This is a genomic window from Sphingomonas sp. BK069, from assembly GCF_014193405.1.
GTDB lineage: Bacteria > Pseudomonadota > Alphaproteobacteria > Sphingomonadales > Sphingomonadaceae > Sphingomonas.
On record NZ_JACHZH010000001.1, the window covers coordinates 132916 to 154121 of the forward strand.

Annotated in this window: 24 protein-coding genes; all 24 read left to right on the plus strand. The window is 67.7% G+C overall.

Annotation, left to right across the window (positions count from 1 at the left end; genetic code table 11):
• Positions 1-22: 22 nt before the first annotated feature.
• Positions 23-226 carry a hypothetical protein gene (locus tag FHY02_RS00625; RefSeq protein WP_183919537.1) on the plus strand — a complete coding sequence of 68 codons (204 nt, stop codon included), beginning with the start codon at positions 23-25 and terminating at the stop codon, positions 224-226.
• Positions 227-374: 148 nt separating this feature from the next.
• Complete coding sequence (thiE, locus tag FHY02_RS00630) at positions 375-1064, plus strand: thiamine phosphate synthase (RefSeq protein ID WP_183919540.1); 690 nt, start codon at positions 375-377, stop codon at positions 1062-1064.
• Between the two features lie 40 nt (positions 1065-1104).
• Positions 1105-2106, plus strand: coding sequence for a L,D-transpeptidase family protein (locus tag FHY02_RS00635; protein ID WP_183919542.1), 1002 nt, complete (start codon positions 1105-1107; stop codon positions 2104-2106).
• 7 nt (positions 2107-2113) lie between these two features.
• Positions 2114-2722, plus strand: coding sequence for a M23 family metallopeptidase (locus FHY02_RS00640; protein WP_183919544.1), 609 nt, complete (start codon positions 2114-2116; stop codon positions 2720-2722).
• A gap of 68 nt (positions 2723-2790) precedes the next feature.
• Entirely contained in the window at positions 2791-3354 is a 564-nt protein-coding gene (gene efp / locus FHY02_RS00645) for an elongation factor P (protein WP_183919546.1), read from the plus strand.
• A gap of 117 nt (positions 3355-3471) precedes the next feature.
• Positions 3472-4284: an inositol monophosphatase family protein gene (locus FHY02_RS00650; protein ID WP_183919548.1), complete on the plus strand. Its 813-nt coding sequence runs from the start codon at positions 3472-3474 to the stop codon at positions 4282-4284.
• A 145-nt stretch (positions 4285-4429) separates the two neighbouring features.
• Complete coding sequence (gene ndhC / locus FHY02_RS00655) at positions 4430-4804, plus strand: NADH-quinone oxidoreductase subunit A (RefSeq protein ID WP_183919549.1); 375 nt, start codon at positions 4430-4432, stop codon at positions 4802-4804.
• Positions 4774-5364 (plus strand): NADH-quinone oxidoreductase subunit B family protein, encoded by a 591-nt coding sequence (locus FHY02_RS00660; RefSeq protein ID WP_221190218.1) that lies wholly within the window; start codon positions 4774-4776, stop codon positions 5362-5364. Before ndhC ends, FHY02_RS00660 begins: the two co-directional genes overlap by 31 nt.
• Positions 5361-6209 carry an NADH-quinone oxidoreductase subunit C gene (locus tag FHY02_RS00665; RefSeq protein ID WP_183919551.1) on the plus strand — a complete coding sequence of 283 codons (849 nt, stop codon included), beginning with the start codon at positions 5361-5363 and terminating at the stop codon, positions 6207-6209. Before FHY02_RS00660 ends, FHY02_RS00665 begins: the two co-directional genes overlap by 4 nt.
• The gene (locus FHY02_RS00670) at positions 6206-7486 is read left to right on the plus strand and encodes an NADH-quinone oxidoreductase subunit D (protein WP_260159109.1); all 1281 of its coding nucleotides are present in this window, start codon (positions 6206-6208) and stop codon (positions 7484-7486) included. Before FHY02_RS00665 ends, FHY02_RS00670 begins: the two co-directional genes overlap by 4 nt.
• The gene (locus FHY02_RS00675) at positions 7474-7710 is read left to right on the plus strand and encodes a hypothetical protein (protein ID WP_183919553.1); all 237 of its coding nucleotides are present in this window, start codon (positions 7474-7476) and stop codon (positions 7708-7710) included. The genes FHY02_RS00670 and FHY02_RS00675 overlap by 13 nt, the downstream gene beginning before the upstream one ends.
• The gene (locus FHY02_RS00680) at positions 7710-8381 is read left to right on the plus strand and encodes an NAD(P)H-dependent oxidoreductase subunit E (protein WP_183919555.1); all 672 of its coding nucleotides are present in this window, start codon (positions 7710-7712) and stop codon (positions 8379-8381) included. Before FHY02_RS00675 ends, FHY02_RS00680 begins: the two co-directional genes overlap by 1 nt.
• Positions 8372-8614, plus strand: a complete 243-nt coding sequence (locus tag FHY02_RS00685) for a hypothetical protein (protein WP_183919557.1) — start codon at positions 8372-8374, stop codon at positions 8612-8614. The genes FHY02_RS00680 and FHY02_RS00685 overlap by 10 nt, the downstream gene beginning before the upstream one ends.
• Positions 8614-9924 carry an NADH-quinone oxidoreductase subunit NuoF gene (gene nuoF / locus FHY02_RS00690; RefSeq protein ID WP_183919559.1) on the plus strand — a complete coding sequence of 437 codons (1311 nt, stop codon included), beginning with the start codon at positions 8614-8616 and terminating at the stop codon, positions 9922-9924. The genes FHY02_RS00685 and nuoF overlap by 1 nt, the downstream gene beginning before the upstream one ends.
• Complete coding sequence (gene nuoG / locus FHY02_RS00695) at positions 9924-11918, plus strand: NADH-quinone oxidoreductase subunit NuoG (protein WP_183919561.1); 1995 nt, start codon at positions 9924-9926, stop codon at positions 11916-11918. Before nuoF ends, nuoG begins: the two co-directional genes overlap by 1 nt.
• Complete coding sequence (gene nuoH, locus FHY02_RS00700; RefSeq protein WP_183919563.1) at positions 11915-12961, plus strand: NADH-quinone oxidoreductase subunit NuoH; 1047 nt, start codon at positions 11915-11917, stop codon at positions 12959-12961. Before nuoG ends, nuoH begins: the two co-directional genes overlap by 4 nt.
• 1 nt (position 12962) lies before the next feature.
• On the plus strand, positions 12963-13448 hold the full coding sequence (nuoI, locus tag FHY02_RS00705; RefSeq protein ID WP_183919565.1) for an NADH-quinone oxidoreductase subunit NuoI: 486 nt from the start codon (positions 12963-12965) through the stop codon (positions 13446-13448).
• Between the two features lie 111 nt (positions 13449-13559).
• Positions 13560-14171 carry an NADH-quinone oxidoreductase subunit J gene (locus tag FHY02_RS00710; protein WP_132910443.1) on the plus strand — a complete coding sequence of 204 codons (612 nt, stop codon included), beginning with the start codon at positions 13560-13562 and terminating at the stop codon, positions 14169-14171.
• 8 nt (positions 14172-14179) lie between these two features.
• Positions 14180-14494 (plus strand): NADH-quinone oxidoreductase subunit NuoK, encoded by a 315-nt coding sequence (gene nuoK / locus FHY02_RS00715; protein ID WP_183919567.1) that lies wholly within the window; start codon positions 14180-14182, stop codon positions 14492-14494.
• Positions 14495-14501: 7 nt separating this feature from the next.
• Positions 14502-16664, plus strand: coding sequence for an NADH-quinone oxidoreductase subunit L (gene nuoL / locus FHY02_RS00720; protein ID WP_183919569.1), 2163 nt, complete (start codon positions 14502-14504; stop codon positions 16662-16664).
• Positions 16665-16677: 13 nt separating this feature from the next.
• The gene (locus FHY02_RS00725; RefSeq protein ID WP_311721782.1) at positions 16678-18216 is read left to right on the plus strand and encodes an NADH-quinone oxidoreductase subunit M; all 1539 of its coding nucleotides are present in this window, start codon (positions 16678-16680) and stop codon (positions 18214-18216) included.
• Complete coding sequence (gene nuoN, locus FHY02_RS00730; protein ID WP_183919571.1) at positions 18216-19676, plus strand: NADH-quinone oxidoreductase subunit NuoN; 1461 nt, start codon at positions 18216-18218, stop codon at positions 19674-19676. The genes FHY02_RS00725 and nuoN overlap by 1 nt, the downstream gene beginning before the upstream one ends.
• The gene (locus FHY02_RS00735; protein ID WP_183921352.1) at positions 19673-20386 is read left to right on the plus strand and encodes a biotin--[acetyl-CoA-carboxylase] ligase; all 714 of its coding nucleotides are present in this window, start codon (positions 19673-19675) and stop codon (positions 20384-20386) included. The genes nuoN and FHY02_RS00735 overlap by 4 nt, the downstream gene beginning before the upstream one ends.
• 11 nt (positions 20387-20397) lie before the next feature.
• Positions 20398-21186 (plus strand): type III pantothenate kinase, encoded by a 789-nt coding sequence (locus FHY02_RS00740; RefSeq protein ID WP_183921353.1) that lies wholly within the window; start codon positions 20398-20400, stop codon positions 21184-21186.
• Positions 21187-21206 lie beyond the last annotated feature (20 nt).

Sequence of the window (21206 nt, forward strand, 5' to 3'; positions counted from 1 at the left end):
GTCGGCCAGCATCTGCACGTCTATGTCGACTGAACGAACCAATGTGACCATTGGACGGCGGGTGAGCCGCGTCGCCGTCCGAGTGGCTGTGTTTTCGGTTGTCGGCGTGGCTGGAACACTTATTATCAATCGCGGCAGGGCAAACGTTGCGGCTGTTGTTGCAACGATCCTCATCTTCCTCTTTATGAATATTGCGTTGGAGCTTGTTCTCGCAAGGAAAAATTGATCTGTGCTTCTGGCGAGTCGGATCTTGCTTCAGGCTCCGTGAAGAAGATAACTCTTATCTACGCTCGTATCGCCTCTCGATGCGCGAACACGGTGCTTGGTGGATCTCTGACCTTCCCCCCGCCACGCCGACCCGCTAACCGACGCACATGACAGACGACCCGCTCGGCCCGCTCGACCCTGATTTCGCCGTCAACTTCCAGCGCGACGATCGCCGGCCGCCGTGCCAGCTCTACCTGATCTCCCCGCTCGACGTGACCGGTGGCTTCCCCGACCGGCTCGCGCGCGCGCTCGACGCCGGCCCGGTCGCGGCCTTCCAGTTCCGCGTCAAGGACGTGGACCAGCACCAGGCGGCGCGGCTGGCCGAGCCGCTCCAGCGCCTCTGCGCCGAGCGCGACGTCGCCTTCATCGTCAACGACAGCGTCAGCCTCGCCAAGCGGCTCGGCGCCGACGGTGTCCATCTCGGGCAGGAGGATGGCGACCCGCGCGAGGCGCGCGCGATCCTCGGCCCCTCGGTCCAGATCGGCGTGACCTGCCACGACAGCCGCCACCTCGCGATGGAGGCGGGCGAGGCGGGGGCTGATTATGTCGCGTTCGGCAGCTTCTATCCCACCACCACCAAGGAGGTGAAGCACCGCCCCGAGCCGGTGATCCTGTCGTGGTGGTCGGCGGTGTTCGAGCTGCCGGCGGTGGCGATCGGCGGGATCACGCCCGCCAACGCCGCGCCGCTGGTCGCCGCGGGCGCCGACTTCCTCGCGGTGTCGGGCGCGGTGTGGAGCGGCGACGAGGCGGCGGCGGTGCGCGCCTTCGCCGCGGTACTGGAGCCGGGAAGCCGCTGAGTCGTTACGCCTCTCACACGTTCCGTGAGAGGTGGTGCCGATGCGTTCCAAGTTCCTTCTGATCGCCGCGGCCGCGGCCCTCCTTCCGGTCGCGGCCGCCGCGCAGGCGCCCACTGCCGCGTCGCCGCTCGACCGCAACATCCTCCACGTCCAGGTGATCCTCGACCATCTCGGCTTCGCCCCGGGCATCCTCGACGGGCGCGGCGGGCAGTCGCTCGAGCTCGCGCTGCGCGGGTTCCAGGAGAGCCGCGGTCTGCCCAAGACGGGCAAGCCCGACGCCGCGACGATGCGGGCGCTCTATCCCTATCGTGCCGCGCGCCCGACCGTCACGATCAAGCTGACCCCCGATATGGTGCGCGGTCCGTTCCTCGGCGCGATCCCGCACGACTATAATAAGCAGGCCGAGCTGCCGACGCTCGGTTACCGCTCGCCGATGGAGAAGCTGGCCGAGATGTTCCATACCACCCCCGCGGTGCTGATGGCGCTCAACTCGCCCGCGACGCGGATCGCGCAGGGCGCGACGGTGACCTTCCCCAACGCGCTGCCGACCTCGCGCAACTACCCCGGCGACCTCAAGCCGGAGTGGCGCCAGACGCTGACCATGCTCAACGTCGACGCCGCCTCGCCGCAGGGCGACAGCATCGTCGTCGACAAGTCGGAAGGGTCGCTGCGCGTGCTCGACAAGGCGGGCAAGCTGATCGCGCAATTCCCGGTGACGACCGGCAGCCAGCACGACCCGCTGCCGCTCGGCACGTGGAAGATCCAGGGCAAGGACTATAACCCCAAGTTCCACTACAATCCGGCGCTGTTCTGGGATGCCAAGAAGAACGACCAGAAGGCGATGCTGCCGCCGGGGCCGAACGGGCCTGTCGGGGTGGTGTGGATCGATCTCTCCAAGCCGCATTACGGCATCCACGGTACGCCCGAGCCGTCGACGATCGGGCGCAGCGAGAGCCACGGCTGCATCCGCATGGCGAATTGGGACGTGGCGCGGCTGACGCTGATGATCGGCAACGGCGCCAAGGCGGTGTTCCAGGCGTGAGGCGCGCGTGACGAAGCTCGGCTGGGGCATCTTGGCGCTGATCGTCGTCGCGGTCGCGGGGTTCGTGTCGCTGCTCGAGCCGCATCGGCCCGGGCGGGCGAGTGGCGGCGGCGGAGCGCCGGCGGTCTCCGCCACGCCCACCGCGGCGCCGACGCCGGTGGCGGCGGTGCCGGGCAAGTTGCTCGTCCCCGTCGCGGGGATGGCGCGCGCGGCGCTGCACTCCTCCTGGGGCGACGCGCGCGGCGGCGGCACGCGCGGGCATCAGGGGCTCGACATCATGGCGCCCGCCGGCACGCCGGTGCTCGCCGCGGCGGACGGGCGCGTCGAGAAGCTGTTCCAGAGTGGGCTCGGCGGCACCACAGTCTACCAGCGCTCCGCGGACGGCAGGTGGGAATTCTATTACGCGCATCTCTCCGGCTACGCCCCCGGGCTGGCCGAGGGGCAGGCGGTGCGCGCCGGCCAGGTGATCGCGTTCGTCGGCGACACCGGCGACGCTGGGCCGGGCAATTACCACCTGCATTTCGGCCTCAGCCGGATGCCCGCGGGCGCGCGCTGGTGGCAGGGCGAGCCGCTCGATCCCTATCCTTACCTTGCCGTAAGCCCCGCCAGCCGCTAGAGCCGCGCCTTCCGGCGCCCCGCTGACCAGCGGCGGTGCCCCGATTCTGTTGACATAGGCACAGCCCCATGAAGATCAGCGGCGTGGACATCCGTCCCGGCAATATCATCGAGTACGAAGGCGGCATCTGGCGCGCGGTCAAGATCCAGCACACCCAGCCCGGCAAGGGCGGGGCGTACATGCAGGTCGAGCTCAAGAACCTGCGCGACGGCCGCAAGAACAACGTCCGCTTCCGCTCGGCCGAGACGGTGGAGCGCGTCCGCCTCGACACCAAGGATTTCCAGTTCCTCTTCGCCGAGGGCGAGGGGCTGGTGTTCATGGACAAGGACACCTACGATCAGGTGACGCTGCCGCGCGACCTGCTCGGCGACGCCGCCGCCTTCCTGCAGGACGGGATGGACGTGGTGATGGAGCTCTATGACGAGGAGCCGATCAGCGTGCAGCTGCCCGACACGATCGAGGCGACAATCGTCGAGGCCGACGCGGTGGTGAAGGGGCAGACCGCCTCGTCGAGCTACAAGCCCGCGATCCTCGACAATGGCGTGCGCGTGATGGTGCCGCCGCACATCAGCAGCGGCACGCGCATCGTTGTCGACGTCTACGAACAGACCTACGTCCGCCGCGCCGATTGAGGTGCGACGTTCCGCTCTCGATGAGGGCGGGCGGGGTGGGGGGCGGCCCCAGCTAGTACCGCCCCATGTTCCTCCGGCCCGGCATCCTCTCCGGGGCAGGGGGCGGAGAATGATCGCATGCCTTCCCATTCCGGCCTGTTCACGGTCATCGAGCGCGCCGCGCGCAAGGCGGCGCCGCGGCTGCGGCGCGACTTCAACGAGGTCCAGCACCTCCAGGTGAGCCGCAAGGGCCCCGCCGACTTCGTGAGCCAGGCCGACCAGCGCGCCGAGCGGACGCTGTACGACGAACTCTCCAAGGCGCGGCCCGACTGGGGCTTCGTGATGGAGGAGGGCGGCACGATCGAGGGCGATCCGAGCAAGCCGCGCTTCATCATCGATCCGCTCGACGGCACCAGCAACTTCCTTCACGGCGTGCCGCATTTCTGTATCTCGATCGCGGTCGAGGAGCCGCTCGCCAACGGCAAGCGCGAGATCACCACGGCGCTGGTCTACCAGCCGCTCACCGACGAGAGCTTCTGGGCCGAGAAGGGCCGCGGCGCCTGGCTGCAGGACCAGCGGCTGCGCGTGTCGTCGCGGCGCGAACCGTCCGAGGCGCTGATCGCGACCGGCATCCCCTTCATGGGTCACGGCGACTTCGTGCAATGGACGCGGATCTTCGGCGCGGTGGCGCCGCAGGTCGCGGGCATCCGCCGGCTCGGTGCCGCCGCGCTCGACCTCGCCTGGGTCGCCGCGGGACGGTTCGACGCCTATTGGGAGAGCGACCTCAAGCTGTGGGACGTCGCCGCCGGCATGCTGCTGGTGAAGGAGGCGGGCGGCTTCGTCACCGACTTCCGCGGCGGCGACAAGCCGATCGAGCGCAACGAGTTCCTCGCCGCCAACGACGGGCTGCACTCCAAGCTCCACAAGATGGTGGCGCAGGCGCTGCGCTGAGCCGCCGGACGCGCGCGCCGTGCACCGGCGCGCCGCCAGTTCACCTGCGATTCATTCTCAGCGCCCGTGGCCTTGCCCCTCTTGGGGCAGGGGTCTAGAGCGTCCGCATTCCATTCGCACCTGCGAGAGAGGCGAGAGAGACATAGTGGTCGATCTGTCGCAATATCTGCCGATCCTCCTATTCCTGGGAGTGGCGCTCCTGCTGTCGAGCGCGTTCGTGTTCCTGCCGATGGCGGTCGCCAAGCTGACCGGCACCGCCAAGCCGACGCCCGAGAAGCTGTCCGAATATGAGTGCGGTTTCCCCGCGTTCGAGGACAGCCGCTCGCAGTTCGATGTTCGTTTTTATCTCGTTGCCATCCTGTTCATCATCTTCGATCTCGAGGCGGCGTTCCTATATCCTTGGGCGGTAAGCGTTTTCTCGCTCGGATGGACCGCATGGATCTCGATGATGATCTTCATCGCCGAACTCGCTCTCGGCCTGGTATACGCATGGAAGAAGGGAGCGCTGGAGTGGGAGTAGAGGCGCATTCCGGGCCGATCGGGCTCGTCAACAATCCCGAGCCCGCCGGCGGCCTCGTCGCGCCCGACCAGGGCTTCTTCGACGGCCTCAACGGCGAGCTCAACGACAAGGGCTTCCTGGTCACCTCGACCGAGGAGCTGTTTCAATGGGCGCGCACCGGCTCGCTCTGGTGGATGACCTTCGGGCTGGCGTGCTGCGCGGTGGAGATGATCCACGTCAACATGCCGCGCTACGACATGGAGCGCTTCGGCGCGGCGCCGCGCGCGTCGCCGCGCCAGTCGGACGTGATGATCGTCGCGGGCACGCTGTGCAACAAGATGGCGCCGGCGCTGCGCAAGGTCTACGATCAGATGTCGGAGCCCAAGTACGTCATCTCGATGGGCTCCTGCGCCAACGGCGGGGGCTATTATCACTATAGCTACAGCGTCGTGCGCGGCTGCGACCGGGTCGTGCCGGTCGACATCTACGTGCCCGGCTGCCCGCCCACGGCGGAGGCACTGCTGTACGGCGTGATGCAGCTGCAGCGGAAGATCCGTCGCGCCGGGAGCATCGAACGGTGAGGGCGCCCGCTCCCGCTTACGCGGCCAATCTGAACGACGCGACGATCGAGGCCGCGCGCGGTGCGATCGGCGCCGGCCTGCTCGACGCGGTCGAGATCGCGGGCGAGGTGCAGCTGCACGTCACGCGCGAGGCACTGGTGCCCGCGCTGACCGCGCTGCGCGACACGCCCGGGCTCGAGTATCAGCAGCTGATGGAGATCGCGGGGGTCGACTATCCGGATCGCGCGGAGCGGTTCGAGGTGGTCTATTGCCTGCTGTCGCTGACGCGCAACCATCGGCTGCACGTCCATGTCGGCGCGACCGAGGACACGCCGGTGCCGTCGGTGACCGAGCTGTGGCCGGTCGCGGGGTGGCTCGAGCGCGAGGTGTACGACATGTTCGGCGTGCTGTTCGCGGGCAATCGCGACCTCCGCCGTATCCTCACCGACTACGGTTTCCGCGGCCACCCGTTCCGCAAGGACTTCCCGCTCAGCGGCTTCGTCGAGATGCGCTATTCCGAGGAGCAGAAGCGCGTCGTGTACGAGCCGGTGAAGCTCGCGCAGGACTTCCGGACCTTCGACTTCATGAGCCCGTGGGAGGGTGCCGAGTACGTGCTCCCGGGCGACGAGAAGGCGAAGCTGCCCGAGGCCAAGGGCGCGCAGACGCCGGCGACCGCGACCGAGATCCAGAAGGCCGGCGCGACCGAGACGCCGAAGCAGGCTGGCGGCGGCTCGAGCGAGCCGTACGCCAAGAAGGACGCGACCAGCACCGCCGAGACGGGCGCGGGTCGGAGCGAATCCGCCGGCGCGCCCAAGCCGGCCGAACCTGACGTCGTGCCGACGAAGGGCGGAGGGCAGAACCAATGACCGACATGCTCGTCGAGAAGGATCAGGCGGTCGACCGCGAGGTCGATCCCGCGCTGGAGAAGATCCTTCACGCCACCGACGCCTCGCACCCGAGCGAGGGTGACGTCGCGATCCAGAACTACACGATCAACTTCGGCCCGCAGCATCCGGCGGCGCACGGCGTGCTCCGTCTCGTGATGGAGTTGGACGGCGAGATCATCGAGCGGATCGACCCGCACGTCGGGCTGCTCCACCGCGGCACCGAGAAGCTGATCGAGTACAAGACGTACGCGCAGGCGATCCCTTATTTTGACCGGCTCGATTACTGTTCGCCCGCGTGCATGGAGCACACCTTCGTGCTCGCGATCGAGAAACTGCTCGATCTCGAGGTGCCACTCCGTGCGCAATACCTCCGCGTGTTCTTCGCCGAGCTGACGCGCATCTCGAACCACATGCTGAACCTCGGCTCGCACGTCATGGACGTCGGCGCGATGACGCCGAACCTGTGGCTGTTCGAGATCCGCGAGGATTGCTACGGCTTCCTCGAGCGCGCCACCGGCGCGCGGATGCACCATAATTACTTCCGGCCGGGCGGTGTCCATCAGGACGTGCCGCTCAAGCTGCTGACCGACATCGCCGACTGGCTCGACACGCGGCTGCCGCGGCTGTTCGAGGACGCGATCAGCCTGGTTGCGGACAATCGCATCTTCAAGCAGCGCAACGTCGACATCGCGACGGTGAGCCGCGAGGACGCGATCCGCTGGGGCTTCTCGGGGCCGATGATCCGCGCCGCAGGCATCCCTTGGGACCTGCGCAAGTCGCAGCCCTATGACGTCTACGACCGCATGGACTTCGACGTGCCGGTGGGCACGCGCGGCGACTGCTACGACCGCTTCATGGTGCGCGTCGAGGAGGTCCGCCAGTCGGCGCGGATCATGAAACAGTGCCTCGCCGAGATGCCGGAGGGGCCGATCGCCTCGACCGACCGAAAGGTGGTGCCGCCCAAGCGCGCCGAGATGAAGCGCTCGATGGAGGCGCTGATCCACCACTTCAAGCTCTACACCGAGGGCTATCACGTCCCCGCGGGCGAGGTCTATGTCGCGACCGAGAGCCCCAAGGGCGAGTTCGGCGTGTATCTGGTGAGCGACGGCTCGAACAAGCCCTATCGCTGCAAGATCCGCCCGACCGCTTTCTCGCACCTCCAGGCGATGGACTTCATGAGCCGCGGCCACATGCTCGCGGACACCACCGCGATCCTGGGCGCGATGGATATCGTGTTCGGCGAGTGCGATCGGTGACGGAAAACGTCGAGAATCTGATCCTCGAGCGGCTGCGCCACATCGATGACCGATTGTCGAATATCGAGGGCGACGTGCGCGATCTGAAGCTGCGCGTGACGGTCGTCGAGGAGCATCTGGGCAATATGGTGTTGTCGATTTCGGGGTTGAACGCGCGCATGGATCGCTTCGACGAGGGGCTGACCCGCGTCGAGCGTCGCATGGACCTGCGGGGTGGAGAGTAATGGCCGACGCACCTACCATTCCCGACGAGGCCGAGACCCGCGCGCGCTGGGGCGCGTTCCAGTGGAACGACGACAGCCGCGCCAAGCGCGACGCGATCCTCGCGCGCTATCCCAAGGGCCGCGAGCAGTCGGCGTCGATCCCGCTGCTCGACCTCGCGCAGCGCCAGGTCGGCGCCGAGACGCAGACGCAGGGCTGGCTGCCCGTGCCCGTCATCGAGTTCGTCGCGCGCGAGATCGGCGTGCCGTATATGCGCGTGTACGAGGTCGCGACCTTCTACACGATGTTCAACCTCGCGCCGGTCGGCCGCTTCCACGTCCAGGTGTGCGGCACCACGCCGTGCATGCTGCGCGGCTCGGACGACGTGCTCGCGGCATGCAAGAACAAGGGGTTGATCAAGGGCAAGACCACGCCCGACGGCCTGTTCACGCTGACCGAGGTGGAATGTATGGGCAATTGCGCCTCGGCGCCGATGGTCCAGATCAACGACGACAATTACGAGGACCTCGACTACGACCGCACCGTCGCGATCATCGAGGCGCTCGCCCACGGCCAGACGCCCAAGCCCGGCACGCAGGAGCCCGGCCGCCACACGGTGGAGCCCAAGGGCGGTCCTACCTCGCTGACCGCAATGGTGACCGAGAACCACGATTATCGTGGGGAGTGGGCGTGATGGCTGCGGAAGCGGACATCCTCAACTTCATCGGCGAGCAGTTCCGCCGGCTGAACGCACGCTTCGACAGGAAGGACGTCGAGGATGTCGAGACCAAGATGCGTCTGTCGTCGATCGACGAGCATCTGGGCGGCATCATGATGTCGGTCGCAGGACTTAACTCGCGGCTCGACCGCGTCGAGGAGCGCCTCGGCCGGGTCGAACGCCGCCTCGATCTGACGGATGCACGCTGATGCTCGCCGACAAGGACCGCATCTTCACCAACGTCTACGGCTATCAGTCGTGGCGGCTCGACGCCGCGATGGCGCGCGGCGACTGGGACAATACCAAGGCGCTGCTCGAACTGGGGCAGGACAAGATCATCGACGTCATCAAGGCGTCGGGGCTGCGCGGGCGCGGCGGGGCAGGGTTCCCGACCGGCACCAAATGGTCGTTCATGCCCAAGGAGCCCAAGCCCGACCGGCCGAACTTCCTGGTGATCAACGCCGACGAGTCCGAGCCGGGCTCGTGTAAGGACCGCGAGATCATCCGCCACGATCCGCACAAGCTGATCGAGGGCGCGCTGGTCGCGGGCTTCGCGATGCGCGCGCGGGCGGCGTACATCTACATCCGCGGGGAATATATCCGCGAGGCCGAGACGCTCTTCGCAGCGGTCGCCGAGGCCTATGACAAGGGGCTGGTCGGCAAGAACGCTTGCGGGTCGGGCTACGACTTCGACGTCTTCGTCCACCGCGGCGCGGGCGCCTATATCTGCGGCGAAGAAACCGCGATGCTCGAGAGCCTCGAGGGCAAGAAGGGCCAGCCGCGGCTCAAGCCGCCGTTCCCGGCGGGTGCGGGCCTGTACGGTTGCCCCACGACGGTGAACAACGTCGAGTCGATCGCGGTAGCGCCGACGATCCTGCGCCGCGGCGCCGAGTGGTTCTCCAGCTTCGGCGCGGAGAACAACCGCGGCACCAAGCTCTTCCAGATCTCGGGCCACGTGAACACGCCGTGCGTGGTTGAGGAAGCGATGAGCATCCCGTTCCGCGAACTGATCGAGAAGCATTGCGGCGGCATCCGCGGCGGCTGGGACAACCTCCTCGCGGTGATCCCGGGCGGCTCGTCGGTGCCTTTGGTGCCCGCCAAGGACATCATGGACGCGCCGATGGACTTCGACGGCCTCAAGGCGGTCGGCTCCGGGCTCGGCACCGCGGCGGTGATCGTGATGGACAAGTCGACCGACGTGGTCCGCGCGATCAGCCGGCTGTCCTACTTCTACAAGCACGAGAGCTGCGGCCAGTGCACGCCGTGCCGCGAGGGCACCGGCTGGATGTGGCGCGTGATGGAGCGGCTGCGCACCGGCGACGCCGACATCTCCGAGATCGACATGCTCCAGCAGGTCACCAAGCAAGTCGAGGGCCACTCGATCTGCGCGCTCGGCGACGCCGCGGCCTGGCCGATCCAGGGGCTGATCCGCCACTTCCGCCCCGAGCTGGAACGCCGCATCAACGACCGCAACGGAAACGGGGGCGACCTGGCCCCGATGCAGGAAGCTGCCGAGTAATGCCAAAGGTCAAAGTCGACGGAGTCGAGATCGAGGTGCCGCAGGGCGCCACCGTGCTGCAGGCGTGCGAGCTCGCCGGCAAGGAGATCCCGCGCTTCTGCTATCACGAGCGGCTGTCGATCGCGGGCAACTGCCGGATGTGCCTCGTCGAGGTGAAGCCGGGGCCGCCCAAGCCGCAGGCCTCGTGCGCGCTGCCCGCCGCGGAGAACCAGGAGATCTTCACCACCACGCCGATGGTGAAGCATGCCCGCGAGGGCATCATGGAATTCCTGCTGATCAACCACCCGCTCGACTGCCCGATCTGCGATCAGGGCGGCGAGTGCGACCTGCAGGACCAGTCGGTCGCCTACGGCCGCGGCCACTCGCGCTATGCCGAGAACAAGCGCGCGGTGACCGAGAAGTATATGGGCCCGATCGTCAAGACGATCATGACCCGCTGCATCCAGTGCACGCGCTGCGTCCGCTTCGCCGAGGAGGTCGCCGGGGTCGAGGAGATCGGCGCGATCTACCGCGGCGAAAACATGCAGATCACCTCCTATCTCGAGGAGGCGGTGTCGAGCGAGCTGTCGGGCAACGTCGTCGACCTCTGCCCGGTCGGCGCGCTGACCAGCAAGCCCTACGCCTTCGAGGCGCGCCCGTGGGAGCTGCGCAAGACGCTGACCATCGACGTGATGGACGCGGTCGGCACCAACATCCGGCTCGACAGCCGCGGGCGGCAGGTGCTGCGCTGTGTGCCGCGCGTCAACGACGAGGTCAACGAGGAGTGGGCGACCGACAAGACGCGCCACGCCGTCGACGGCTTGGTGCGCAAGCGGCTCGATCGCCCCTATGTGCGGCGCGACGGCAAGCTCCATCCGGTGACCTGGGACGAGGCGTTCGCCGCGATCGCTTCGGTCGACCACGGCGGCTCGGTCGCGGCGGTCGCGGGTGACCTGGTCGACTGCGAGACGATGTTCGCGGCCAAGGCGCTGCTCAAGGAGCTCGGCTCGTCGCTGCTCGAGGGGCGGCAGACCGGCATGGACTATGACACGTCGAGCCTCGCCGCGGTGAACTTCAACACCACGATCGCGGGCACCGAGGAGGCGGACGCGATCCTGCTGGTGGGCACCAACCTGCGCTGGGAAGCGCCGCTGGTGAACACGCGCATCCGCAAGGCGATCAAGAAGGGCGCCAAGGTCTTCGCGATCGGCCCCGAGACCGAGCTGACCTACAAGGTGGAGTGGCTCGGCGCCGACCTGGCGGTGCTCGGCCGCCTGCCGGAGCGCGTCACCGAGGCGTTCGGCAAGGCGGCCAAGCCGATGGTGATCGTCGGCGGTGCGGCGCTCAAGGGCGCGCACGGCGCGGCGCTCGGGCTGGTCGAGACGCTGGGCCTCGTCAAAGAGGGCTGGAACGGCTTCAACGTCGTCCACATGGCCGCCAGCCGGATGGGCGGGCTGATGCTCGGCTACGCGCAGAGGGCCGGCATCTCAGCGCTGTACGACGCCAAGTTGAGCTTCTTCCTCGGCGCCGACGAGTGCGATCACGCGCGCTTCACCGGCTTCAAGGTCTATGTCGGTCATCACGGCGACCGCGGCGCGCACCACGCCGACGTGATCCTGCCGGCGGCGAGCTATGCCGAAAAGTCGGGCACCTACGTCAATCTCGAGGGGCGCGTGCAGCGCGGCGAGCGCGCGGTGTTCCCGCCCGGCGACGCGCGCGAGGACTGGACGATCTTCCGCGCGTTGAGCGAGCGGCTGGGCCAGACGCTGCCGTTCGACACGATCGACGAGCTGCGCGCGGCGATGGCGCTCGACTGCCCCGAGCTGGCGACGCTGGGTCTCAAGACCTTCGCGTGGAACCCGCCGGCGCTCGGCGGCACCGCCGAGGGCGTGCTCGACGGCTATCCGATCAAGGACTTCTACCTCACCAATGCGATCTGCCGCGCGTCGCCGACGATGCAGCGCTGCTCGGCCGAACTGGTCCATGGTGAGAGTTTCGCGGAGGCGGCGGAGTGACCAGCTTCTTCAACAATTCGCTGGGCCTGCCCTATGGCTGGGCGTGGTTCCTGGCGACGATCGTGGGCATCCTCGCGATCGCGCTGCCGCTGATGCTGTCGGTGGCGATGATCATCTACGCCGATCGCAAGATCTGGGCGGCGATGGCGCTGCGCCGCGGTCCCAACGTGGTCGGCCCGTTCGGGCTGCTTCAGTCGTTCGCGGACGGGCTCAAGGTGTTCCTGCAGGAGACGATCGTCCCCTCGGCGGCGAACCGGGGGCTGTTCCTGCTCGCGCCGATCATCACCTTCACGGTCGCGCTGATCGTCTGGGCGGTGGTGCCGTTCCAGCCGAGCGTGGTGCTCGCCGACATCAACGTCGGGCTGCTCTACGTGCTCGCGGCCTCGTCGCTGGGCGTGTACGGCATCATCCTCGCGGGCTGGTCGTCCAACTCGAAATATCCGTTCTTCTCGGCGATCCGCGCCGCGGCGCAGATGGTGAGCTACGAGGTCGCGATCGGCTTCGTGCTGATCTCGGTGGTGATGTGGGCAGGGTCGTTCAACCTGACCGCGATCGTCGAGGCGCAGAAGGGGCTGTACGGCTTCATCAACGGCTTCGGGTTCAACCCGCTGCTGTTCCCGATGAGCGTCGTGTTCCTGATCTCGTCGCTGGCGGAGACGCAACGCGCGCCGTTCGATCTCACCGAGGCGGAAAGCGAGCTCGTCGCGGGCTACCAGACCGAATATAGCTCGATGGCGTTCGCGCTCTACTGGCTCGGCGAGTACGCCAACGTGCTGCTGATGTGCACGCTGAACGCGACGCTGTTCTGGGGCGGCTACCTGCCGCCGCTCGACTGGGCGCCACTCTACGCGGTGCCGGGGATCATCTGGCTGTTCGCCAAGATCCTGTTCTTCTTCTTCGTGTTCTCGTGGATCAAGGCGACGGTGCCGCGCTACCGCTACGACCAGCTGATGCGGCTGGGGTGGAAGGTGTTCCTGCCGCTGTCGCTGTTCTGGGTGTTCCTGGTGTCGGGCGTGCTGATGTTCATGCGCGTGGGAGTTTGAGATGGGTATCGCGCAGACGATCAAGGCGTTCACGCTCTACGAGTTCGTGAAGGCGCACGCGCTGACGCTGAAGTATTTCTTCAAGCCGAAGGCGACGATCAACTATCCCTTCGAGAAGAACCCGCTGTCGCCGCGCTTCCGCGGCGAGCACGCGCTGCGCCGCTATCCCAACGGCGAGGAGCGCTGCATCGCGTGCAAGCTGTGCGAGGCGGTGTGCCCGGCGCAGGCGATCACGATCGAGGCCGAGCCGCGCGACGACGGCAGCCGCCGCACCACGCGCTACGACATCGACATGACCAAGTGCATCTACTGCGGCCTGTGCGCCGAGGCGTGCCCGGTCGACGCGGTGGTCGAGGGGCCGAACTTCGAGTTCGCCACCGAGACGCGCGAGGAGCTGATCTACGACAAGGCCAAGCTGCTCGACAACGGCGACCGCTGGGAGCGCGCGATCGCGGCCAACCTTGCCGCCGACGCGCCGTACCGGTAGGCGCTCGCGTGATTTCAGGGGTCGACATGATTCTGACGGACACCACCGCGGCCACGGCCGCGGTTTTCTCGACCGCGCGCCGCCGCGGTGCCGAATTGGGGGCAGCGTGAGATGATCCAGGCCATCGCCTTCTATCTCTTCGCTATCGTCGTGCTGGTCTCGGGCGCGATGACGATCTCGTCGCGCAACCCGGTCCACTCGGTGCTGTGGCTGATCCTCGCCTTCTTCAACGCCGCGGGGCTGATGGTGCTGGTCGGCGCCGAGTTCATCGCGATGCTGTTGGTGATCGTCTACGTCGGCGCGGTCGCGGTGCTGTTCCTCTTCGTGGTCATGATGCTCGATATCGATTTCGCCGAGCTGCGCGCGGGCTTCGTGCGCTATTTCGGCATCGGGCTGGTGCTGGCGGTGGCGCTGGTGGCGGAGATCCTGATCGGCGTCGGCGCGTGGAGCGCGGGCGGGATCGATCTCGCGCGGCGCGCGGCGCCGACCGTCGCGGCCAAGTCGAACATCGTCCAGATCGGCGAGCTGCTGTACACGCGCTACCTCTTCATCTTCGAGGGCGCAGGGCTGGTCCTGCTGGTGGCGATGATCGGCGCGATCGTGCTGACCCATCGCGAGCGCTCGGGCTCGCGCTACCAGAATATCGCGCGCCAGAACGCGCGGCGTCCGCAGGACGCGACGCGCAACATGCGGCCGGAGATCGGCCAGGGGGTACAGCTGTGAGCGGAGCCATGTCGGGCGGGGTCGGCCTGATCCACTATCTGGTGGTGGCGGCGCTGCTGTTCACCATGGGGGTGCTGGGCATCTTCCTGAACCGCAAGAACATCATCGTCATCCTGATGGCGATCGAGCTGATCCTGCTGGCGGTGAACATCAACCTCGTCGCTTTCTCGGCGGCGCTCAGCGACCTGGTCGGCCAGGTGTTCGCGATGTTCGTGCTGACCGTCGCGGCGGGCGAGGCCGCGATCGGTCTCGCCATCCTCGTGATCTTCTTCCGCGGCCGCGGCTCGATCTCGGTCGACGATCCCAGCCGGATGAAGGGGTAATCCGCCCGTGACGTCGATCCTCTTCATCGTCTTCGTGCCGCTGGTCGCGGCGATCGTCGCCGGCTTCGCCAACAAGTCGTTCGGCGCGACGCTGCCCAAGGCGATCACCACGGGCGGGCTGTTCCTCGCGAGCGCCTTGTCGTGGCCGATCTTCATCGGCTTCCTCACCGGCGCGAACGAAGCGACGGTGACGCCGGTGCTGCACTTCATCCATTCGGGCACGTTCGACGTGTCCTGGGCGCTGCGCGTCGACGCGCTGACCGCGGTGATGCTGGTGGTGATCACCAGCGTCTCGGCACTCGTGCACCTGTATAGCTGGGGCTATATGGCGGAGGACCCGGACCAGCCGCGCTTCTTCGCCTATCTGTCGCTGTTCACCTTCGCGATGCTGATGCTGGTGACCGCGGACAACCTCATCCAGATGTTCTTCGGCTGGGAGGGCGTGGGCCTCGCGAGCTACCTGCTGATCGGCTTCTGGTTCCGCAAGCCGAGCGCCAATGCCGCGGCGATCAAGGCGTTCGTCGTCAACCGCGTCGGCGACCTCGGCTTCATGCTCGGCATCTTCGGCACCTATCTGGTCTTCAACACCGTCTCGATCCCCGCAATCCTCGCCGCGGCGCCGTCGATGGCGGGCTCGACGATCGGCTTCCTGTGGTTCCGCGCCGACACGATGACGGTGCTGTGCCTGCTGCTGTTCGTCGGCGCGATGGGCAAGTCGGCGCAGCTCGGCCTGCACACCTGGCTCCCCGACGCGATGGAGGGCCCGACCCCGGTGTCGGCGCTGATCCACGCCGCGACGATGGTGACCGCGGGCGTGTTCATGGTGTGCCGCCTGTCGCCCATGTTCCAGACCTCGCCGACCGCGATGGGCTTCGTGACCTTCATTGGCGCCGCGACCTGCCTGTTCGCCGCGACCGTCGGCACGACGCAGACCGACATCAAGCGCGTGATCGCCTATTCGACCTGCTCGCAGCTGGGCTACATGTTCTTCGCCGCGGGCGTCGGCGCCTATGGCGCGGCGATGTTCCACCTGTTCACGCACGCCTTCTTCAAGGCGCTGCTGTTCCTCGGCGCGGGCTCGGTGATCCACGCGATGCACCACGAGCAGGACATGCGCTATTACGGCGGATTGCGGAAGGCGATCCCGATCACCTTCTGGGGCATGCTGCTCGGCACGCTGGCGATCACCGGGGTCGGCCTCTACGGGATCGGGGGCTTCGCGGGCTATCACTCCAAGGACGCGATCATCGAGGTGGCCTGGGCGGCCGGTTCGCCGGTGGCGTCGATGGTGGGCGTGTTCGCCGCGCTGCTGACGAGCTTCTACTCGTGGCGCCTGATGTTCCTCACCTTCTGGGGTGAGCCGCGCTGGGCCGCCTCCGAGCATATCCAGCACGCGCTCCACGACGCGCACGGCCACGACCATGCGCATGACGCGCACCACGACCATGCGCAGGACGCGCACGGGCATGAGGCGCACGCGGCCGAGCACGGCAGCGCGCACGCGCACGGCCATGACGACGCGCACCACCCCGATCCCGCGGGCGAGGATTCGGGCCACGCGCCGGCGGTGGAGTCACGCGGGTTCAACGAAATCCCGAAGGGCACCGGCGGCTATCACCCGCACGAGAGCCCGCTGCCGATGCTGATCCCGCTGATCGTGCTGTCGATCGGCGCGGTCGCGGCGGGCTTCGTCTTCCATCACTGGTTCATCGATCCGGAGACGGCCGGCGGCTTCTGGAAGGGCGCACTCTACTTCAACGAGCATCTCATGCACGCGATGCACCAGGTACCGCTGCTGGTGCAGCTGGCCGCGACGATCGTGATGATCAGCGGGTTCGTGATCGCGTACCTGACGTACATCCGATCGCCCGAGCTGCCGGCGAAATTCGCCGACACCTTCCAGCCGCTCTACCAGTTCCTGCTGCGGAAATGGTATTTCGACGAGCTGTACCATTTCCTGTTCGTCCGCCCAGCCTTCGCGATCGGTCGCCTGCTGTGGCACCGCGGCGACGAGGGGACGATCGACCGCTTCGGGCCGAACGGCTCGGCCTGGGTGGTGCAACTCGGCAGTCGCGCCGCCGGGCGGCTCCAGACCGGCTATGTCTATACCTACGCGTTCGTCATGCTGATCGGGCTCACCGCCGCGATCACCTGGGCGATCGCGGGCTGAGGGGCTCCATCACGTGTCGTTCCCGATCCTCTCGCTGATGCTCGCGATCCCGGCCGCCGCGGCGGTCGCGTGCCTCTTCCTCTCCGCCTCGACGGCGCGCTGGACCGCGCTGACGGCGACGCTGGTGAATCTGGCGCTCGGTGTGGTGCTGTGGCTGTCGTACGATATCGGCGGCGCGCAATGGCAGTTCGTCGAATATGCGCCGCTGTTCGGCCGCTTCGGCTGGGCGCTCGGCATTGACGGCTATGCGCTGCTGCTGATCGTGCTGTCGGTGTTCCTGATGCCGATCTGCATCGGCGCCAGCTGGCAGGCGATCGAGAAGCGCGTGCCGGAGTACATGAGCGCGTTCCTGTTCACCGAGGTGCTGATGATCGGCACCTTCGCGGCGCAGGACCTGTTCCTCTTCTACATCTTCTTCGAGGCCGGCCTGATCCCGATGTTCCTGATCATCGGCATCTGGGGCGGCGCGAACCGGATCTACGCCTCGTACAAGTTCTTCCTGTACACGTTGCTCGGCTCGCTGCTGATGTTCATCGCGATGCTCTACATGAGCATTACCGCGGCGACGACCAGCATCCCGGCGCTGATGAACTACGACTTCCCGCCGCAGGTGCAGACCTGGCTGTGGCTGGCCTTCTTCGCCTCGTTCGCGGTGAAGATGCCGATGTGGCCGGTCCATACCTGGTTGCCCGACGCGCACGTCCAGGCGCCGACCGCTGGTTCGGTGATCCTGGCGGGCGTGCTGCTCAAGCTCGGCGGCTACGGCTTCCTGCGCTTCAGCCTGCCGATGTTCCCCGAGGCGTCGGCGCAGCTGGTGTGGCTGGTGTTCGGGCTGAGCGCGGTGGCTGTGATCTACACCAGCCTGGTCGCGCTGGTGCAGTCGGACATGAAGAAGCTGATCGCTTATTCCTCGGTCGCGCACATGGCGATCGTGACGATCGGGCTGTTCGCGTTCAACGCGCAGGGGATCGAGGGCGCGATGATGGTGATGCTGGGCCACGGCCTGGTGTCGGGCGCGCTGTTCCTGTGCGTCGGCGTGATCTACGACCGGCTCCACACCCGCGAGATCAGCCGCTACGGCGGGCTGGCGATCAACATGCCGCGCTACGCGCTGCTCTTCCTGCTGTTCACCATGGCCTCGATCGGCCTGCCGGGCACGAGCAACTTCGTCGGCGAGATCCTCAGCCTGATGGGTACCTATCAGGTGTCGACCACGGTCGCTCTGCTGTGCACCACCGGGATCATCCTCGGCGCGGCGTACATGCTGTACCTGTACCGCCGCGTCGTGTTCGGCGAGATCAAGTCGGAGGAGGTTCGCGCCATGTCGGACCTCAGCCCGCGCGAGCTGTGGCTGCTCGCGCCGATCGCCGCGGCGGTGCTGTGGATGGGCGTCTATCCGGAGAGCTTCCTCGCGCCGATGCGCAAGGACACGCAGATCCTGCTCGCGCGGATCGATCGCGCGCGCCCGGCGGGTGACTCGCTGCCGACCAAGGGGACGGGAATCGTGCCCGCCGCTCATGCCGAAACTCACGCGCAAGGGAGCGCGCACTAATGGACTATGCCGCTAATCTCGCGATGACGCTGCCCGAGGTGGTGCTCGGGCTGGGCGCGATCGCGCTGATGCTGGTGGCCGCCTGGGGCGGACCGGGCTCGACCAAGGCGGTGTCCTGGACCGCGGTGGCGGTGCTCGCCGGCGCCTGTGTCGCGCTGATCGGCCCGGCCTCGTCGGGCGGCCAGGCCTTCTATGGCCTGTACCGCGCCGACAGCTTCGCCGCTTTCTCCAAGGTGCTGATCTACATCGCCGCCGCGGTAGCGATCGTGATGGCGCCCGACTTCTTCCGCCGCACCGCGGGCGACAACCTCCGCCCGGAATATCCGGTGCTGATCCTGCTCTCCGCGGCGGGCATGGGCATGATGGTCTCCGCCGCCGACCTGCTGACGCTCTACGTCGGCCTCGAGCTGCAGAGCCTCGCCGCTTATGTGCTGGCGAGCTTCATGCGGCAGGACCAGCGCTCGGCCGAGGCGGGGCTCAAGTATTTCGTCCTCGGCGCGCTGGCGAGCGGTATCCTGCTCTACGGCATCAGCTTGGTCTATGGCTTCACCGGCTCGACCTTGTTCGACGAGATCGCGGGCGCCTATGCCGCCGCGCCGCTGACCGGCGACGCCAAGTCGACCGGCCTGCTCTTCGGGCTGGTGTTCGTGTTCGCGGGAATCGCCTTCAAGATCTCGGCGGTGCCGTTCCACATGTGGACGCCCGACGTGTACGAGGGCGCGCCGACGCCGGTGACCGCCTTCTTCGCCTCGGCGCCCAAGGTGGCGGCGATCGGGCTGGGCGTGCGCGTCGCTGTCGAGGCGATGGGCCCCGCCGAGGGGCAGTGGCGCCAGATCGTGATCTTCGCCGCGCTCGCCTCGATCCTGCTCGGCGCGGTCGCCGCGATCGGCCAGCAGAACATCAAGCGGCTGCTCGCTTATTCGTCGATCAACAACGTCGGGTTCGCGCTGATCGGTCTCGCCGCCGGCACGCAGGAGGGCGTTGCCGCGGTGCTGACCTATATGGCGATCTATATCGCGATGACGCTCGGCAGCTTCCTTGTCGTGCTGCAGATGCGCGACCCCGACGGGCAGCCGATCGAGACGATCGCCAGCCTCGCCGGCCTGTCGCGCACGCGGCCCGGCCTCGCCGCGGCGCTGGCGATCTTCATGTTCTCGCTCGCCGGCATCCCGCCGCTGTTCGGCTTCTACGCCAAGTTCGCGGTGTTCTACGCCGCGGTGCAGGCGGGGCTGTTCCCGCTGGCGGTGGTCGGCGTCGTGTTCAGCGTGATCGGCGCTTATTATTACCTGCGGCTGGTCAAGACGATGTACTTCGACGAGCCGGTCGGCGTGTTCGGCGAGGGTGACCGGCTCGAGGGCGGGCTGATCGCCGCGGCGGCGGTGATCGTCTCGCCGCTCGGCTATCTCGCCATCCCGGCGCTATCGGCCTGGACGCTGGCGGCGGCCGCGAGCCTGTTCTGACGCGCACGCTCCACGTACCCGAGACCGGCTCGACCAACGCCGACCTGCGCTCCTTCACGCGCGACGGCTATGGCGAGCACGGCCTCTGGCTCCGCGCCGACCGCCAGACCGCCGGGCGTGGGCGCGAGGGCAGGGCGTGGGACTCGCCGGTCGGCAACCTCTACGCCAGCACGCTCGTCCGCCTCGCCGCGGGTGACCCGCCCGCGCCGACGCTCGCGCTGGTCGCCGCGGTGGCGCTCGAGGAGACGGTGCGCGCGGTGCTGCCCAACGCCGGGGCGCTGCGGATCAAATGGCCTAACGACCTGCTGCTGGACGGGGCCAAGCTCTCGGGGATCCTGCTCGAGCGCGTCGGGGAATGGGTGGTGATCGGCTTCGGCGTCAACGTGACGTACCATCCGGACCTCGCCGATCGCGCCACCACCAGCCTCCGCGCCGCCGGAGCGACGATCGACGCCGCCGCGCTCCAGGGCGAGCTCGCCGCGACGCTGGCGCAGTGGCACGCGCGTTGGCAGGCGGAGGGCCTCGGCCCCGTCACCGAGCGCTGGCGCGAGCGCGCGCACTCGCCCGGCACCGAGCTGCGCGCGCGCCTGCCCGATGGCAGCGAGTGGCACGGGCGCTACGAGACGCTCGACCCCGGCGGCGCGCTCGTCCTGCGCTTGGCGGACGGGAGCGCGCGTGTCATGCACGCGGGCGATATATTCCTGCTGTGAGAGAGGGTGCGATGCTGCTCGCGGTCGACGCCGGCAACACCAACGTGGTCTTCGCGCTGGTCGATACCGCGACCCGCGCGATCCGCGCCCGCTGGCGCATCGCCACCGACCCGCGCCGCACCGCCGACGAATATGCGGTGTGGCTGAGCCAGCTGCTCGCGCTCGAGGGTTACAGCCGCGACGATGTCGCCGCGGTGATCGTCTCCACCGTGGTGCCGCGCGCGCTGCACAATCTCGAGGTGCTCGCGGCCAAGTATTTTCGCAGCGACGCGCTGATCGCGGGGCGCGCGCCGCTCGACTGGGGCATCGCGATCGACGTCGACGAGCCGAAGAGCCTCGGCGCCGACCGAGCGGTCAACACGATCGCGGCGCACGCGCTCCACGCCGGCGACCTGATCGTGATCGACTTCGGTACCGCCACCACCTTCGACCATTCGGACTATACCGGCGCCTACAAGGGCGGGATCATCGCGCCGGGCATCAACCTCTCGCTCGACGCTTTGGTGATGGCCGCGGCCAAGCTGCCGCGCATCGCGATCGAGGCGCCCGCGAGCGACAGCGTGATCGGGCGCAACACCGTCGATCAGATGAACATCGGCATCTACTGGGGCTATATCGCGATGATCGAGGGGCTGGTCGCCCGGATGCGGCGCGAGATCGCGCGTCCGGTCAAGGTGATCGCCACCGGCGGCCTCGCCACCTTGTTCGAGCGTCACACCGACGTGTTCGACGCGATCGAGCCCGATCTCACCATCCAAGGGCTGGCGATCATGTACGAACGCGCCCATATATCCAAGTGAACGCCAGGCCGGCGCGCAGT